This is a genomic window from Streptomyces sp. NPDC101393 (assembly GCF_044767385.1).
Taxonomy (GTDB): domain Bacteria; phylum Actinomycetota; class Actinomycetes; order Streptomycetales; family Streptomycetaceae; genus Streptomyces.
In genome coordinates, this window is sequence record NZ_JBIWNU010000004.1 from 368,747 (window position 1) to 384,234 (window position 15,488).

Below are 15,488 nucleotides of genomic sequence, written 5' to 3' on the forward strand. Positions count from 1 at the left end.
CGTACGGGCGGGGCTACATTGCAGAAACCGAAAGGCTTTAGGTTTCCTCTTCGCGGTCGTGCTGCCGTCCCACCCCGTACGCGCCGGGCCGCCCCTCCTCCCTCCCGACGCAGAAGGACACCGAGCGCCATGGCCCCAGAGTCCGGGACCCGTCACGGGTCGCCGCAGCAGCCCGCACCCCCACCGTCCGCCGACGGGCCCGAGGCGGACGGGACGCCTGACGCGGCAGGAGGGGACACGGCGGCACCCACGCTGCGCCGGGGCACCCTCGGCGTCGCCGATATCGCCTTCTTCGTCATCTCCGCCGCCGCCCCGCTCACCGTCATGGCGGGCACCTCGCCGATCGCCCTCGGCACCGGCGGCCTCGGCGCCCCCGTCGGCTACCTCCTCGCCGGCATCACCCTCGCGATCTTCGCCGTCGGCTTCACCACCATGGCCCGGCACGTGCGCAGCGGCGGCGGCTTCTACGCCTTCATCACCCGCGGCCTGGGCCGCCCGGCCGGATTCGGCGCCGCCACCCTCGCCCTGCTCGCCTACAACGGCATGCAGATCGGCGTCTACGGGCTGCTCGCCACCGCCACCCAGGACGCCCTGGAAGCCTTCTGGGGCGTCCATGTCCCCTGGCCGCCGATCGCCGTCGCCGGCGTCTTCGTCATCTGGTTCCTCGGCTACCGCAGCATCGACTTCGGCGCCAAGGTCCTCGGCGTGCTGCTCGTCGCCGAGACCGGCATCCTCGTCCTGCTCGCCGGCGGTGTGCTGCTGCGCGGTGGCGCACACGGCCTGGCACCGGACTCCTTCACCCCCGGCAACGTCCTGGTGCCCGGCACCGGCGCGGTCCTCGCCTTCGCCTTCGCCGCCTTCACCGGCTTCGAATCCACCGCCATCTACCGCCGCGAGGCCCGCAATCCGGCCCGCACCATCCCGCGCGCCACCTACATCGCGGTGGCCTTCCTCGGCCTCTTCTACGCCTTCACCATCTGGATCATCATCCAGGCGTTCGGCGGCGACGAGATCGTGGCGGCCGCGGTCCACGACCCGGCCGGGCTGTTCTTCACCGCCACCACCGAATACGTCGGCACCTGGGCCGCCGGCCTGATGCACCTGTTCATCGTCACCAGCATCCTGGCCTCCCAACTCGCCTTCCACAACGCGATCAACCGCTACGGCCTCGCGCTGTCCCAGGAAGGCGTGCTGCCCGCAGCGCTCGGCCGCATCCACCCCCGCAACCGCTCCCCGTACGTCGCCGGCGCGCTGCAGAGCGCCCTCGCCGTGCTGATCGTCCTCGGCTTCGCCCTCGCCGGCGCCGACCCCTACCAGCAGCTGCTGCTGTGGATGAACACCCCGGGAATGCTGGGCCTGTTGGCGCTCCAGGCGATCACCGCGGTCGCCGTCCCCTGCTACTTCCGCCGCCTCTCCCACCAGGAGGGGGCGCTGCGCACCCGGGTCGCGCCGGTCGTCGCCACCGTCCTGATGGCCGGGGCCCTCTGGCTCGTCATCGCCAAGATCGACCTGATGACCGGCGCCTCCTTCACCACCAACGCCGCCCTGGTCCTCAGCGTCCCCGCCGCCTTCGTCCTCGGCCTCTTCCTCGCCCGCCGCGTACGCCGCACCCGTCCCGCGGTCTACGCGGGCTTCGCGGCGGAACCGGAAGAGGCGGAGGAGCTGGAAGAGCGGGAGGAGTCCGCGGGGTCGGACGAGCCGGAGGAGCGCGAGGAGTCGGACGAGCCGGGGGAGCCGGGGGAGCCTGCGGGTCCGGCGCGCTCGGCGCGTCCGGCGGGGAGGGGCACCACCCCGACGGCCCGCTGACCCGCACCGCCCGCGCCACCCCACCCGCCCCACTCCGAGGAGCCCCCGTGACCCCCGCCCCGTCCGCCTCTCCCACCCCTTCCCGTACCGCCGCCGACACCGTGCTGACCGGGGCGCGGGTACGCACCCTCGACCCGGCACGGCCGTGGGCCGAGGCGGTCGCCGTCAAGGACGGGCGGATCGCCGCGGTCGGTGACGAACGGGACGTGCGGGACTGGCGGGACGCGGCGACCGAGGTCATCGACCTGGCCGGAGCCACCCTCACCCCCGGCCTGGTCGACGGGCACAGCCACCCCGTCTGGGGCGTCGAAATGGCCACCGGCACCGACCTGTCCGGCTGCCGCGACCTCGACGCGCTACGGGCCGCCCTCGCTACGGCCGCCCGCGCCCTGCCCCCCGGCGGCTGGGTGACCGCCTGGGGCCTGGACCACAACGTCTTCGGCGACCACCCCGTGCACCGCGCGCTGATCGAGGACGCGCTCGGCGGCGCACCCGCCTTCATCCGCCTCTACGACGGTCATTCGGCGCTGGCCAACAGCCGTGCGCTGGAGGCCGCCGGGATCGACGGCCCGCGCCGCTTCGCCCAGCGCGCCAGCGTGGTCTGTGACGAGGCGGGCCGCCCCACCGGGCATCTGATCGAGCATGCGGCGATGGACCTGCTGCTGCCGGTCATGCCGCGCCCGTCGGCCGCCGACCGGCGCGCCCGACTGCTCGCGCTGCTCGGCGAGATGGCCGCGGTCGGACTGACCGGCGCACACGTCATGGACCTCCAGCACGCGGACGTCCCCGAGCTGCTGGCGGACATCGAGGCGGACGGTGACCTTCCGCTGCGGCTGCGGCTCGCCCCCTGGTGCATGCCGGGGATCGGCAAGGACGGCCTCGACCATCTCGTCGAACTCCAGCGGCTCGCAGGCCGGCACTGGCGGGTCGGCGGGGTGAAGTTCTTCATGGACGGCACCGTCGAGGGCGGGACGGCCTGGCTGGAGCACGCCGACTGCCACGGCCAGGGCACCGAGGCGCTCTGGCCGGATCCGGCGGCGTACACCCACGCCGTGCACCACCTCGCGCGGGCCGGGGTTCGCACCGCCACCCACGCCATCGGCGACGCCGCCGTACGGCACGTCCTGGACACCGTCGAGCTGCTGGCCGACGACCCCCGCAGCACCCGCCACCAGCACCGCATCGAGCACATCGAGACGGTCCCGACCGAGCAGTTGGCCCGCTTCGCCCGCCTCGGCGTCGCCGCGTCGATGCAGCCCACGCACACCGCCTACACCCGCGCCGACCACACCGACGCCTGGTCGCAGCGGGTGGGCGAGGAGCGCGCCGGGCGGGCCTGGCGCTGCCGCGATCTGCGCGACGCGGGTGCGGTGCTGGTCCTCGGCTCCGACTGGCCCATCGCCCACCACGACCCGCGCCAGGTCCTGGCCACCGCCCGGCTGCGCCGCCCCGCGGGCGATCCGGGGGTCGCGCCGGTCACCCCTGGCCAGGCCCTGACCGGGCTGATGGCGCTGGAGGGCTGTACCTCGCACGCGGCGCTGGCCGTCGGCGAGGAAGCGGAGGCGGGCCGGATCGCGCCCGGATTCCGGGCCGATCTCACGGCGCTGGCCGTCGATCCGGTGACCGCCCCGGCCGACGACGTGGCTGCGGCGCCCGTACGGCTGACGATGACCGGCGGCCTGGTGACCCACCGGGGCGTGGGCTGAGGAGCGCTGACGGGCCGCTCGGCGGCGCGCCGCCCCGTATATCTATGCACGGCCCGCCGTTACGCCATACGGGTGACGGCGGGCGAGGCCCGCGGGCGTCGCGTGAACCGCGCTCAGCCGGCCTTGAGCAGACCCGGCTCGGGCACCCCGACATACCGCGCCAGGCGGTGCGGCAGCGTGCCGTACCAGGCGCAGGCCAGTCCGAAGCCGAAGGCCAGGCAGAGCACGCCGCCGACGGCGTCCAGCCAGAAGTGGTTGGCGGTGGAGACGATGACCATCAGGGTCAGGGTGGGGTAGAGCAGCCCGAGGACCCTGGCCCACAGCGGCTTCGCCAGCAGCGCGATGGTGATGCCGCACCACAGCGACCAGCCGATGTGCATCGACGGCATCGCGGCGTACTGGTTGGACATCGAGGCGAGGTTGCCGGACGCCATCGAGCCCCAGGTCTGGTGCTGGACCACGGTGTCGACGAAACCGCCGCCGGGCATCAGCCGGGGTGGCGCCAACGGGTAGAAGTAGTAGCCGAGCAGCGCGACACCGGTGGTGGCGAAAAGGGCCAGCCGGGCTGCGGAATAGCGGCCCGGATGCCAGTGGTAGAGCCAGATCAGGACACCGATGGTCACGATGAAGTGCAGGGTCGCGTAGTAGTAGTTCATCGAGACGATCAGCCACGTCACGGAGTTCACCGCGTGGTTGACGGTGTGCTCGACGGCGATCCCCAGGGAGTGCTCCGCCCGCCAGATCCAGTCGGCGTTGCGGAGCGCCTGGCCCTTCTGCTCCGGTACCGCGTTGCGAATGAGGGAATACGTCCAGTAGCTGACCCCGATCAACAGGATCTCGAACCACAGACGGGGCGTGCGAGGGGCACGGAGCCGGGCCATCCGGCCACCGCCCGAGGGGCGGGCCGGCTTCTTGCCGTGGGGTGGCGGGGTGGTTCTTTGACCGTCCGACCGACCGTCCAACGTCCTCACATGCGCATCACCCATAGGTAGACAGTCTGCCAGAAAGCGACGTCCCGCCGATCATCCTTCGGTCGGGTATTCGATGGCTTGTATCAGTCTCACGACGGATGCCGGACCCCGTACCTCTCAGGGTGCGTGCAGGGGTTTGGGGATCTTCGCCCCTTTTGGTGCGGAGGCGGTTGAACCGCGAACCACCAGCTCGGGGTGGAAGACGAACTCGCTGTGCGGGGCGGGGGTACCGCCGATCTCTTCCAGGAGCGCGCGTACCGCCGCCTGTCCCATCGCGGGCACCGGCTGCCGGATCGTGGTCAGCGGTGGGTCGGTGAAGGCGATGAGCGGGGAGTCGTCGAAGCCGACGACGGACATCTCGCGCGGCACGTCCAGACCGCGCTGCCGCGCCGAACGGATCGCGCCGAGCGCCATCATGTCGCTGGCGCAGACGATCGCCGTACAGCCGCGGTCGATCAGCGCGCCCGCCGCGGCCTGCCCGCCCTCCAGGGTGTAGAGCGAGTGCTGGATGAACTGCTCGGCCTCCGCGGGCCCGAGGTCCAGATGCTCGTGCATGCTGCGCACGAAGCCCTCGATCTTCCGCTGGACGGGGACGAACCGCTTGGGGCCGAGCGCCAGCCCGATCCGCCGGTGGCCGAGCGCGGTGAGGTGGGTGACGGCCAACTGCACGGCCGCGCGGTCGTCGGGGGAGACGAACGGCGCCTGCACCTTGTCGGAGAAGCCGTTGATGAGGACGAACGGCACGCCCTGGCCGCGCAGCTGCTCGTAGCGCTGCATGTCGGCGGAGGTGTCGGCGTGCAGACCGGAGACGAAGATGATGCCGGCGACCCCGCGGTCCACCAGCATCTCGGTCAGCTCGTCCTCGGTGGACCCGCCCGGTGTCTGTGTCGCCAGGACCGGCGTGTATCCCTGGCGGGTCAGCGCCTGCCCGATGACCTGGGCGAAGGCCGGGAAGATCGGGTTCTCCAGCTCCGGCGTGATCAGGCCGACCAGCCCGGCGCTGCGCTGCCGCAACCGCACCGGGCGTTCGTAGCCCAGCACGTCGAGGGCGGCAAGCACGGACTGGCGGGTGGTCGCGGAGACGCCGGGTTTTCCGTTGAGCACCCGGCTGACGGTGGCCTCGCTGACACCCGCCTGCACTGCGATATCGGCCAGCCGGGCGGTCATGAAGGGGACCTTACCGTTCGCGTGTCAGATTGCCCACCAGGTGCAACTGTCGCCCGGAAGCAGGGCCGTGGACCCGGTGACGGGCACCGGGGCGCTGGACAGCAGCACCCTTCCCGGGAGCGGGAGTTCGGCCGTCCGGCCGAGGGTGTTGACGGTGATCAGCACGCCGGAGCGGGCGAAGGCGAGCACCCCCTCGGGGGCCGGCCGCCAGCTCATCCGGCCGTCGCCGAGGCCGGGCAGCTCGCGCCGCAGGCGGAGCGCGGTGCGGTACAGCTCCAGGGTGGAGGCCGGGTCGCCGGTCTGGGCCTCGACGGTCAGCGCGTCCCAGTCGGCCGGCTGCGGCAGCCAGCTGCCGCCCGCCCCGAAGCCGTATGGCGGCCGCTCGCCGGACCAGGGGAGCGGCACCCGGCAGCCGTCGCGGAAGCCGTCCTGGCCACTGGCCCCGGCCGGTCCGTCGGGGGCGGTGTCGGTGTCGGTGCCCGGCCCGGCGGCCTGCGTGGTCCGGCCGCCGCGGAAGAACGCCGGGTCCTGGCGCACCTCGTCGGGCAGGTCGGTGACCTCGGGCAGCCCCAGCTCCTCGCCCTGGTAGAGGTAGGCGGACCCGGGCAGTGCGAGCATCAGGAGGGTGGCGGCGCGGGCCCGGTCGAGGCCGCCGCCGAGCCGGGTGGTGTGCCGTACGACGTCGTGGTTGGAGAGCACCCAGGTGGTGGGGGCGCCGACGGACGCGGTGGCGGCGAGCGAGTCGTCGATGACGTCGCGCAGCGGGGCGGCGTCCCAAGGAGCGTTCAGGAACTGGAAGTTGAAGGCCTGGTGGAGTTCGTCGGGGCGGACGTAGAGCGCCAGGCGGGCGGCGGTCGGCGCCCAGGCCTCGGCGACACCGATCCGGTCGCCGGGGTAGCTGTCCAGCAGCCGGCGCCAGGAGCGGTGGATGGCGTGCACCCCGTCCTGGTCGAAGAACGGCAGCGCCTGGGTGCCGATGAGGGTGGCCTGCCGGCCGCGGCCGATATCGGGCAGGCCGGGGGCCTTGACCATGCCGTGCGCGACGTCGATCCGGAAGCCGTCGACGCCGAGGTCCAGCCAGAAGCGCATGATGGCGGCGAACTCGGCGTGCACCTCGGGGTTGTCCCAGTCGAGGTCGGGCTGCTCGGGGGCGAAGAGGTGCAGATACCAGTCGCCCCGGTCGGTGCGGGTCCAGGCGGGCCCGCCGAAGACCGACTCCCAGTCGTTGGGCGGGAGTTCACCGCTCGCGCCCTTGCCGGGCCGGAAGACGTAGCGCTCCCTGGCGAGGTCGGGGTCCATGAACCACGGGTGCCGGTCGGAGGTGTGGTTGGGGACGATGTCGACGATCACCCGCAGGCCCGCCTCGTGGGCGGTGCGGATCAGGTCGTCGGCGTCCTGGAGGCTGCCGAAGAGCGGGTCGACGGCGCGGTAGTCGGCGACGTCGTAGCCGCCGTCGGCCTGCGGTGAGGCGTAGAAGGGCGTGAGCCAGACGGCGTCCACGCCCAGCGACTTCAGGTACGGCAGCCGCCGGCGCACCCCGCGCAGATCGCCGATGCCGTCTCCGTCGCTGTCGGCGAAGGAGCGGACGTAGACCTGGTAGATGACGGCGTCGCGCCACCACTGCGGACCGCGGTCCGGTGCTGGCGCCTGGCGGGCGCGGGTGGGGGAAGTGAGCTCCTGGGTCATCTGCCGTCCCTGCTGCGTCGGTACGTCGTATCGGTACGCCGGTGTCCGGATGGCCGGTACGCCGGTTCTTGCCGGTTCTTTCCGGTCCTTCCACGCAATCAACGCTCTAGTGGGCAGGTGGTGACGGGGAAGGGGGTGTCGGGAGGGTGCCGTTCCGGCCACTGCGGTGCAATTTGTTCCAGTGTTCTTGCAGCAATTTGCCGCAAGGTCTTTCCGTTTGATTGCGGCGCTGTTACGTTCCAGACCGCCATCTGAGGCGATTCCCTAAGGAGTTCACATGCGGCGTGGCATACGTGGCGCGACTGTCACCGCGCTGGTAGCGGGTCTGGCACTGTCGGCGACGGCGTGCGGTGGCGGGGAGGACAGCGGCGGCGCCAAGAGCGGTGGCGAACTGTCCGGAACCGTCACCTTCTGGGACACCTCCAACGACGCCGAGAAGGCGACGTACAAGAAGCTCGCGGAGGGGTTCGAGAAGGAGCACCCCAAGGTCCACGTCAAGTATGTGAGCGTCCCCTTCGGTGACGCCAACGCCAAGTTCAAGAACGCGGCCGGCGGCAACTCCGGCGCCCCCGACGTGATGCGCACCGAGGTCGCCTGGGTCGCCGACTTCGCCAACCTCGGCTACCTCGCCCCGCTGGACGGCACCGCCGCTCTCGACAAGACCGAGGACTACCTCCCGCAGGCCGTCGGCAGCACCAAGTTCCACGGCAAGACCTACGCCGCCCCCCAGGTCATCGACACCCTCGGCCTCTTCTACAACAAGAAGCTGCTCAAGGACGCCGGCGTCGAGGTGCCCCGGACCTTCGCCGATCTGGCCGGCGCGGCCAAGAAGATCAAGGCGAAGACCGGCGCCACCGCCCTCTACCTGCGCGGCGACGACCCCTACTGGTTCCTGCCCTACCTCTACGGCGAGGGCGGCGACATGGTCGACGCCCGCGACAAGACCGTCGAGATCGACGACGGCGCCGGCATCAAGGCCTTCAAGACCATCAAGGACCTGGTCGACTCCAAGGCCGCCGTCACCGACGCCACCGACGGCCAGGAGAACCAGCTCAAGGCCCTCAAGGACGGCAAGGCCGCGATGGCGGTCGACGGCCCCTGGGACATCGAGGGCGCCCGCGCCGGCAAGGCCTTCAAGGACAAGCAGAACCTCGGCGTCGCCCCCGTCCCCGGCGGCAGCGCCGCCCAGGGCTCCCCGCAGGGCGGCTGGAACCTCTCCGTCTACGCCGGCTCGAAGAACCTCGACGCCTCCTACGCCTTCGTCCGGTACATGAGCTCCGCCAAGGTCCAGCAGCAGACCACGGACAAGCTCAGCCTGCTGCCGACCCGCAAGTCCGTGTACGACGTGCCGGCCGTCAAGAACAACGAGATGGTCAGGTTCTTCAAGCCCGCCGTCGACGGCGCCGTCCAGCGCCCCTGGATCGCCGAGGGCAACTCGCTCTTCGAGCCGATCAAGGTGCAGATGAACAAGGTACTCACCGGCGCCGCCTCGCCCGAGCAGGCCGCCAAGGCGACCGGCGACGCCTACCGGAAGCTGCTCAAGGACTACAAGTGACCTTCGCTGTACGGGTGCGCCGGGCCTTCGGCACCCACTGGTACGCATGGACGATGGTCGCCCCGGTGGTACTCGTCATCGGGGTGATCATCGGCTATCCGCTGGTGCGCGGCGCCTATCTCTCCCTCACCGACGCCAATGAGGCCAACGTCCAGCGGGACATCGGCGTCAACCACATCCCCGCGACGTACAAGTTCGTCGGGCTGGACAACTACCAGGCGGTGCTCGGCGACTCCGTCTTCTGGGACCGCCTCGGCTGGACCGTCCTGTGGACCGTCGGCTGCGTCTCGCTCACCTTCGTGCTCGGCCTCGCACTGGCGAACATGCTCAACCGCACGCTGCGCGGCCGCACCTTCTACCGGCTCGCGCTGATCCTGCCCTGGGCCATCCCCGCGTTCATCTCCGTCTTCACCTGGCGGATGCTCTACAACGAGAAGAACGGCATCCTCAACAAGCTGCTGGCCGGCGGCGGCATCGACGCGGTCCCGTGGCTCAACGACCCGACCTGGGCGAAGCTTTCGGTCATCGCCGTCAACGTCTGGCTGGGCGTGCCGTTCATGCTCGTCGCCCTGCTGGGCGGACTGCAGTCCATACCCGGCGAGCTGTACGAGGCCGCCGAGATGGACGGCGCCGGCCCCTGGCAGCGGTTTTGCAACATCACGGTGCCGGGCCTGCGCGCGGTCAGCAGCACGGTGATCCTGCTCTCCACCATCTGGACCTTCAACATGTTCCCGGTGATCTTCCTGCTCACCCGGGGCGGGCCCGGCGACGCCACCGAGATCCTGGTGACCTACGCCTACCGGCTCTCCTTCATCGACAGCCCCCGCGACTTCTCCGGGTCCGCGGCCTGGGGCGTGTTGATCCTGGTGATGCTCTCGCTCGTCGCCGTGGTCTACCGCCGGGCACTGCGCAAGCAGGGAGAGGTGTGGTGACCATGCCCCGTAAACGCCATGAGCGCAGCCCGCTCGCCTCCGTCGGCCTGCACCTCGCGCTGGCGCTCGCCGCCGCCGTCGCGGTCTTCCCGCCGCTGTGGCTGCTGGTGACCTCCTTCAAGCCGAAGGACGACGCCTTCACCACCGCCCTTTTCAGCCACCCCACCCTCGCCAACTACACCCATGTGCTGGCCGACACCGAGTTCCTGACCTGGTTCAAGAACTCCGTGCTGATCGTCGGCGTCACCACCGTCCTCGGTGTCTTCGTCGCGGCCACCACCGGCTACGCCGTCAGCCGCTTCCGCTTCCCCGGCATGCGGCCGCTGATGTGGCTGCTGCTGATCACCCAGATGTTCCCGGTCGCCGTACTGATCGTGCCGCTCTACAACCTGATGGCGTCGCTGGGTCTGCTCAACCAGCCCATGGGCCTGATCATCACGTATCTGACGATCGCCGTCCCGTTCTGCGCCTGGATGATGAAGGGCTACTTCGACACCATCCCGGTGGAGATCGACGAATCGGGCCGGGTCGACGGCCTCAACCCCTTCGGCACCTTCTGGCGGCTCATCCTGCCGCTGGCCCGTCCGGGGCTCGCCGTCACCGGCTTCTACACCTTCGTCACCGCCTGGGCCGAGGTCGCCTACGCCTCCGCGTTCATGACCGGCGAGGAGAACCTGACGCTCGCCGGCGGCCTGCAGACCTTCGTCAACCAGTACACCAACGACTGGGGTTCGATGACCGCCGCCGCCGTGATCATCGCCGTCCCGGCCGCGCTCGTCTTCGCCTTCGCCCAGCGCCACCTCGTATCCGGACTGACCGCCGGCACCACCAAGGGATGACATGACCCAGCACTACGCCGCCCCCTCCCCCCGGACGGGGCCCGCACCCGGCGCCACGGCCGACTGGTGGCGCGACGCGGTGATCTACCAGGTCTATCCGCGCAGCTTCGCCGACGGCAACGGCGACGGCATGGGCGACCTCGAAGGCATCCGCAGCCGTCTGCCGTACCTGCGTGACCTGGGCGTGGACGCCGTCTGGCTGAGCCCGTTCTACGCCTCGCCGCAGGCCGACGCCGGCTACGACGTCGCCGACTACCGCGCCATCGACCCAATGTTCGGCACCCTGCACGACGCCGACGCGGTGATCCGCGAGGCCCATGACCTGGGCCTGCGCATCATCGTCGACGTCGTGCCGAACCACTGCTCCGACCGGCACGAATGGTTCCAGCAGGCGCTGCGCGAGGGCCCCGGCTCACCGCTGCGCGAACGGTTCCACTTCCGGCCCGGCCGCGGCACGGACGGCGAACTGCCGCCCAACGACTGGGAGTCCCTCTTCGGCGGCCCCGCCTGGACGCGGCTGCCCGAGCCCGACGGCGAGTGGTACCTGCACCTCTTCGCTCCTGAACAGCCCGACTTCAACTGGGAACACCCCGCCGTCCAGGACGAGTTCCGCTCCATCCTGCGCTTCTGGCTGGACCTGGGCGTGGACGGCTTCCGGGTGGACGTGGCGCACGGCCTGGTCAAGGCCCCGGGCCTGCCGGACATGGGCCACGGTGAACAGCTCAAACTCCTCGGCACGCAGACCCTCCCGTTCTTCGACCAGGACGGCGTGCACGAGATCTACCGCTCCTGGCGCACCGTCCTCGACGAGTACGCGGGGGACCGGATCGCGGTCGCCGAGGCCTGGACGCCGAGCGCCGACCGCACCGCGCTCTACCTGCGCCCTGACGAGCTGCACCAGGCGTTCAACTTCCACTACCTGAACACCGGTTGGGACGCGGCGGCGCTCCGCGCCACCATCGACGACTCGCTCGACGCGATGCGCCCGGTCGGCGCCCCCACCACCTGGGTGCTCTCCAACCACGACGTCGTACGCCACCGCACCCGGCTCGGCGGCGGCCTCGACCGGGCCCGCGCCGCCGCCCTGCTGATGCTGGCGCTGCCCGGCTCCGCGTACGTCTACCAGGGCGAGGAGCTGGGGCTGCCCGAGGTCATCGACCTGCCGGACGAGGTGCGCCAGGACCCGTCCTTCTTCCGGGAGTCCGGCCAGGACGGCCTGCGCGACGGCTGCCGGGTGCCGCTGCCCTGGAGTGGTGACGCGGCGCCGTACGGCTTCGGGTCCGGCGGCAGCTGGCTCCCGCAGCCGGCCGACTGGCGCGCCCTGACCGTCGAGGCCCAGACCGGCGACCCGGACTCCACCCTGGAGCTGTACCGCACCGCGCTGGCGCTGCGGCGCTCGCACGGCGGGCTCGGGGCGGGGGACGCGGTGGAGTGGCTGGACGCGCCGGACGGCGTCCTGGTCTTCCGGCGGCCCGGCGGCCTGGTGTGCACGGTCAACACCACGGGCGCCCCGGTCCGCCTGGACGCCCCCGGCCGGATGCTCCTCGCCTCCCGCCAACTGGCAGCCGTGTCCGACGTGTTCGACCTACCCGCCGACACCGCCGTCTGGTGGGAGGTGTGACCCTTCCCGCCTCCCGCGCCACCCCGCGGCTCTCTGACATCGCCGCGCAGGCGCAGGTCAGCGAGGCGACCGCCAGCCGCGTCCTGAACGGCAAGGCGGGCGTCGCGGCGGGCACCCGGCAGCGGGTGCTCGCCGCGCTCGACGTCCTCGGCTACGAGCGGCCGGTACGGCTGCGCCGCCGCAGCGCGGGCCTGGTCGGCCTCGTCATCCCCGAACTGACCAACCCCATCTTTCCGGCCTTCGCCCAGATCATCGAGCAGTCCCTGGCCGGCCACGGCTACACCCCGGTGCTCTGCACGCAGATGCCGGGCGGTGCGACGGAGGACGAACTCGTCGAGCAGCTGGAGGAACGCGGCGTCACCGGCATCGTCTTCCTGTCCGGCCTGCACGCCGATACCGCCGCCGACCCCTCCCGCTACGCCCGCCTCGCCTCCCGCGGCGTCCCGTTCGTGCTCATCAACGGCTACAACGAGCACATCGACGCGCCCTTCGTCTCACCCGACGACGGCGCCGCGGCCCGGATGGCAGTGCGCCACCTGGCCGAACTGGGCCATGAGCGGATCGGGCTGGCCGTCGGCCCGGCCCGCTACGTGCCCTCGCGCCGCAAGGCCGAAGGGTTCACGGCGGCACTGGAGGAGTCGTTCGGCCTGTCGAGGGGGCAGGCCGAACGGCGCATCCATCACACCTTGTTCAGCGTCGAGGGCGGCCACGCGGCGGCCGCCGGCCTGCTCGACGACGGCTGCACCGGCATCGTCTGCGCCAGCGACCTGATGGCGCTCGGCGTGGTCCGCGCGGCCCGCCAGCGCGGCCTGACCGTCCCGGGTGACGTCTCGGTGGTCGGCTTCGACGACTCCCAGCTGATCGCCTTCACCGACCCGCCGCTGACCACCGTCCGGCAGCCGGTGCAGTCCATGGCCACGGCGGCGGTCGGCGCACTGATCGAGGAGATTCAGGGAGTCCCGGTCCAGCGCACCGAATTCGTCTTCCAGCCGGAGCTGGTGGTGAGGGGGTCGACGGGGCGGGCCGTGCGCACCTAGCCGCCGGGTGGGCGGCTTCGGTGGGGGCCACGGGGGCACGGGGGCCGGCCCGGCGCCGTCACCCTCGCCATCGAATACCTCACCGTGTGCGAGGGCTGCGGCGGGCAGCGTGTGTGCTCGGGGGCCCAGATCCTGGTCACGGGTTCGTTGCGGTGGGACATGGAGTCCACGTGTGAAGCCTGCCGCCCCCCGGGTGAGGGTTTCCCGTCCCTCAGCGACCCAGGCCCCTGGCGTACGACACGAACTCCCCCCAGGCGGAGGCCGGTACGGCGAGCTGGGGGCCGTCCGCGTTCTTGGAGTCGCGGATGTGGATGGTGGTGGGGCATGCGGCGATCTCGATGCAGCTGTCGCCGTCACCGCTGCTGTGGCTGGACTTGCGCCAGGAGAGGGCGACTTCTACGCAGTCGTCGCCGGAGTCGCCGCTGTAGCTGCTCTTGAACCAGGCCAGTTCGTCGGTGCTCATAGCGCTCCTCGCATCTGCTTCAGCAGGCTCCGGGAGTCCTCAGGGGTGAGGGCCTGCGATCGCAGTTTTGCATACCGCATGTGAAGGGTGCTGATCGTCTTCGGGTCGGAGAGAAACTGGCCGCTTTCCTGCCCTTCGGAGTAGGCAAACCACTGATTCTCCGGGGTTTCCAGAAGCCGGATCGGCCCATTCAGCCCGGCATGGACACCCCTCTTCAGAGGCATGACCTGGAACTCAACGTTCCGCAGGCGCGCCGAGGACTCCAGCACGTGGTCGATGAGTTCACGGCTGGTCTCCACGCCACCCGTCCGTCGCTGGAGGATGTGCTCATCGACGATGAAGCTGAACGCCGTGTTCGGCCTGGTCCGCAGCAGCTCCTGGCGCGCCAGACGGGCCGCCACCTGGGTCTCGGACTCCTCGTCGGTCAGCGGCGGGACGCGCTCGTCGAACAGCGTCCGTGCGTACGCTTCCGTCTGCAACAGGCCCGGAATCAACCGGCATTCGTAGGTGTACAGGCTGATCGCCTGCTCCTCCAGCTCGGCCCACTGCCGGAACCAGGCTGCTAATCCGGGCTGCCTCGACAGATATTGCGCCGCGGCCTTCAGTACGCCGAGCGCATCCAGAACTTCTCCCGCCCGCTCGATGAACCGAGGGCGGCGGCAGCCGTCGCCCCTGCTCGATGGAGGCGACCGTCGCCGGTGAGAACTGCACCCGCCGGGCGAGTGCCTCCTGCGTCATCTCCGCCCGCTCCCGGAACGCCTTGAGTACCGCCCCGAACTGCTTGAGGCTGTCCGTCGATTCCGGTTCGCCGTTGCCGCTCATTCCGGCCCCTCCCATGGTGTCTGCCACGCAACGCGTCCATGGTTACGGTCCGTTACGCGCGCCGTCTACCCCAAGTACCCGCACGCACACCCTCCGTACGGGCGGCGTACGGGCTCCGTAGGGCCGGAAACCCTGGCCACAAGGGCCGCGTGGGCGCCACCGTTGGCCCCATGTCAGCCCACGCCACCCACCGCACCCCGCAAGACCCGCTCACCGTACGTATGTTCACGCAGCGCTTCAGTGCCACCCGCCTCGGTGCCCGGCTCGCCCGGCATCTCGCCGTCCACCAGCTCGACCTGTGGGGCTTCCCGTACGGCAGCGAACTCTCCGAGTCCGCCGCCGTGATCGTCGGCGAACTGGCCGCCAACGCGGTCACCCACGGCCGCGTGCCCGGCCGGGACTTCGAACTGCGCCTCACGCGACTGCCCGGCTCCGCCCGCCCCGGCACGCTCCGCATCGAGGTCGCCGACACCCGGACGGAGAAACGCCCGCCGGTCCCCGGTGCGCTCGAACTCCCGCCGCCGGACGCCGAATCCGGTCGCGGACTGCTGCTCGTCGCGGAGCTCGCCACCTGCTGGACGGTCCTGGACCGACCGCCCGTCGGCAAGATCGTCCGCGCCGAACTCGACCTGCCGGGCGGTGCGTAGGGCGAGTCCCGTGGGTCCGGTCCGACCGGCCGGGCGCGTGGAGGCGGCCGACGGATCAGCTGCCCCTCCGGTCGGCCGGACCGGGGCTTGTCGTTGAACGTAACACCGTTGCAATGTTTTGCGTAAGACCTTGCACCGTGGGGCTCCGACAGCTAGAACCGTCAACATCAGGGGCGCCGCCGTCAGTCGGCGCCGGTTCAACGGCCTTACGGGCACGGCGCGTTGCCGAGCAAGGT

Annotated in this window: 12 protein-coding genes and 1 pseudogene; 8 read left to right on the forward strand and 5 right to left on the reverse strand. The window is 71.2% G+C overall.

The genetic code is table 11. The annotated features are described in order from the left end of the window. The first annotated feature begins 129 nt into the window (after window positions 1–129). Both ACIRQ7_RS15130 and ACIRQ7_RS15135 read left to right on the forward strand, forming a co-directional pair. Entirely contained in the window at window positions 130–1,806 is a 1,677-nt protein-coding gene (locus ACIRQ7_RS15130) for an APC family permease (RefSeq protein ID WP_404262719.1), read from the forward strand. A gap of 47 nt (window positions 1,807–1,853) precedes the next feature. Beyond that, window positions 1,854–3,512: an amidohydrolase gene (locus tag ACIRQ7_RS15135; RefSeq protein ID WP_404262720.1), complete on the forward strand. Its 1,659-nt coding sequence runs from the start codon at window positions 1,854–1,856 to the stop codon at window positions 3,510–3,512. 113 nt (window positions 3,513–3,625) lie between these two features. On the opposite strand, the gene ACIRQ7_RS15140 is transcribed toward ACIRQ7_RS15135, so the two are convergent. From ACIRQ7_RS15140 to ACIRQ7_RS15150, 3 genes are all read right to left on the reverse strand, one after another. Beyond that, entirely contained in the window at window positions 3,626–4,498 is an 873-nt protein-coding gene (locus ACIRQ7_RS15140) for a phosphatase PAP2 family protein (RefSeq protein WP_404262722.1), read from the reverse strand. Window positions 4,499–4,600: 102 nt separating this feature from the next. Further along, complete coding sequence (locus ACIRQ7_RS15145; RefSeq protein WP_404262724.1) at window positions 4,601–5,650, reverse strand: LacI family DNA-binding transcriptional regulator; 1,050 nt, start codon at window positions 5,648–5,650, stop codon at window positions 4,601–4,603. A 24-nt stretch (window positions 5,651–5,674) separates the two neighbouring features. Next, window positions 5,675–7,336, reverse strand: a complete 1,662-nt coding sequence (locus ACIRQ7_RS15150) for a glycoside hydrolase family 13 protein (protein WP_404262726.1) — start codon at window positions 7,334–7,336, stop codon at window positions 5,675–5,677. Window positions 7,337–7,613: 277 nt separating this feature from the next. On the opposite strand from ACIRQ7_RS15150, the gene ACIRQ7_RS15155 reads away from it, so the two are divergent. From ACIRQ7_RS15155 to ACIRQ7_RS15175, 5 genes are read left to right on the forward strand one after another with little or no spacing between them, the layout of a single operon-like run. Next, window positions 7,614–8,891, forward strand: a complete 1,278-nt coding sequence (locus tag ACIRQ7_RS15155; RefSeq protein WP_404262728.1) for an extracellular solute-binding protein — start codon at window positions 7,614–7,616, stop codon at window positions 8,889–8,891. Window positions 8,892–8,944: 53 nt separating this feature from the next. After that, window positions 8,945–9,823 (forward strand): carbohydrate ABC transporter permease, encoded by an 879-nt coding sequence (locus ACIRQ7_RS15160; protein WP_404263142.1) that lies wholly within the window; start codon window positions 8,945–8,947, stop codon window positions 9,821–9,823. Between the two features lie 2 nt (window positions 9,824–9,825). Then, window positions 9,826–10,662, forward strand: a complete 837-nt coding sequence (locus tag ACIRQ7_RS15165) for a sugar ABC transporter permease (protein ID WP_404263143.1) — start codon at window positions 9,826–9,828, stop codon at window positions 10,660–10,662. Window position 10,663: 1 nt separating this feature from the next. Further along, window positions 10,664–12,283, forward strand: coding sequence for a glycoside hydrolase family 13 protein (locus ACIRQ7_RS15170; protein WP_404262730.1), 1,620 nt, complete (start codon window positions 10,664–10,666; stop codon window positions 12,281–12,283). After that, window positions 12,271–13,320, forward strand: coding sequence for a LacI family DNA-binding transcriptional regulator (locus ACIRQ7_RS15175; protein ID WP_404262731.1), 1,050 nt, complete (start codon window positions 12,271–12,273; stop codon window positions 13,318–13,320). The genes ACIRQ7_RS15170 and ACIRQ7_RS15175 overlap by 13 nt, the downstream gene beginning before the upstream one ends. Before the next feature lie 211 nt (window positions 13,321–13,531). On the opposite strand, the gene ACIRQ7_RS15180 is transcribed toward ACIRQ7_RS15175, so the two are convergent. Continuing rightward, complete coding sequence (locus tag ACIRQ7_RS15180; RefSeq protein WP_404262733.1) at window positions 13,532–13,783, reverse strand: DUF397 domain-containing protein; 252 nt, start codon at window positions 13,781–13,783, stop codon at window positions 13,532–13,534. Then, window positions 13,780–14,620, reverse strand: a pseudogene (locus ACIRQ7_RS15185) (helix-turn-helix domain-containing protein). Before ACIRQ7_RS15185 ends, ACIRQ7_RS15180 begins: the two are co-directional and overlap by 4 nt. 155 nt (window positions 14,621–14,775) lie before the next feature. Here ACIRQ7_RS15185 and ACIRQ7_RS15190 point away from each other — a divergent pair. After that, entirely contained in the window at window positions 14,776–15,252 is a 477-nt protein-coding gene (locus tag ACIRQ7_RS15190) for an ATP-binding protein (protein ID WP_404262735.1), read from the forward strand. Window positions 15,253–15,488 lie beyond the last annotated feature (236 nt).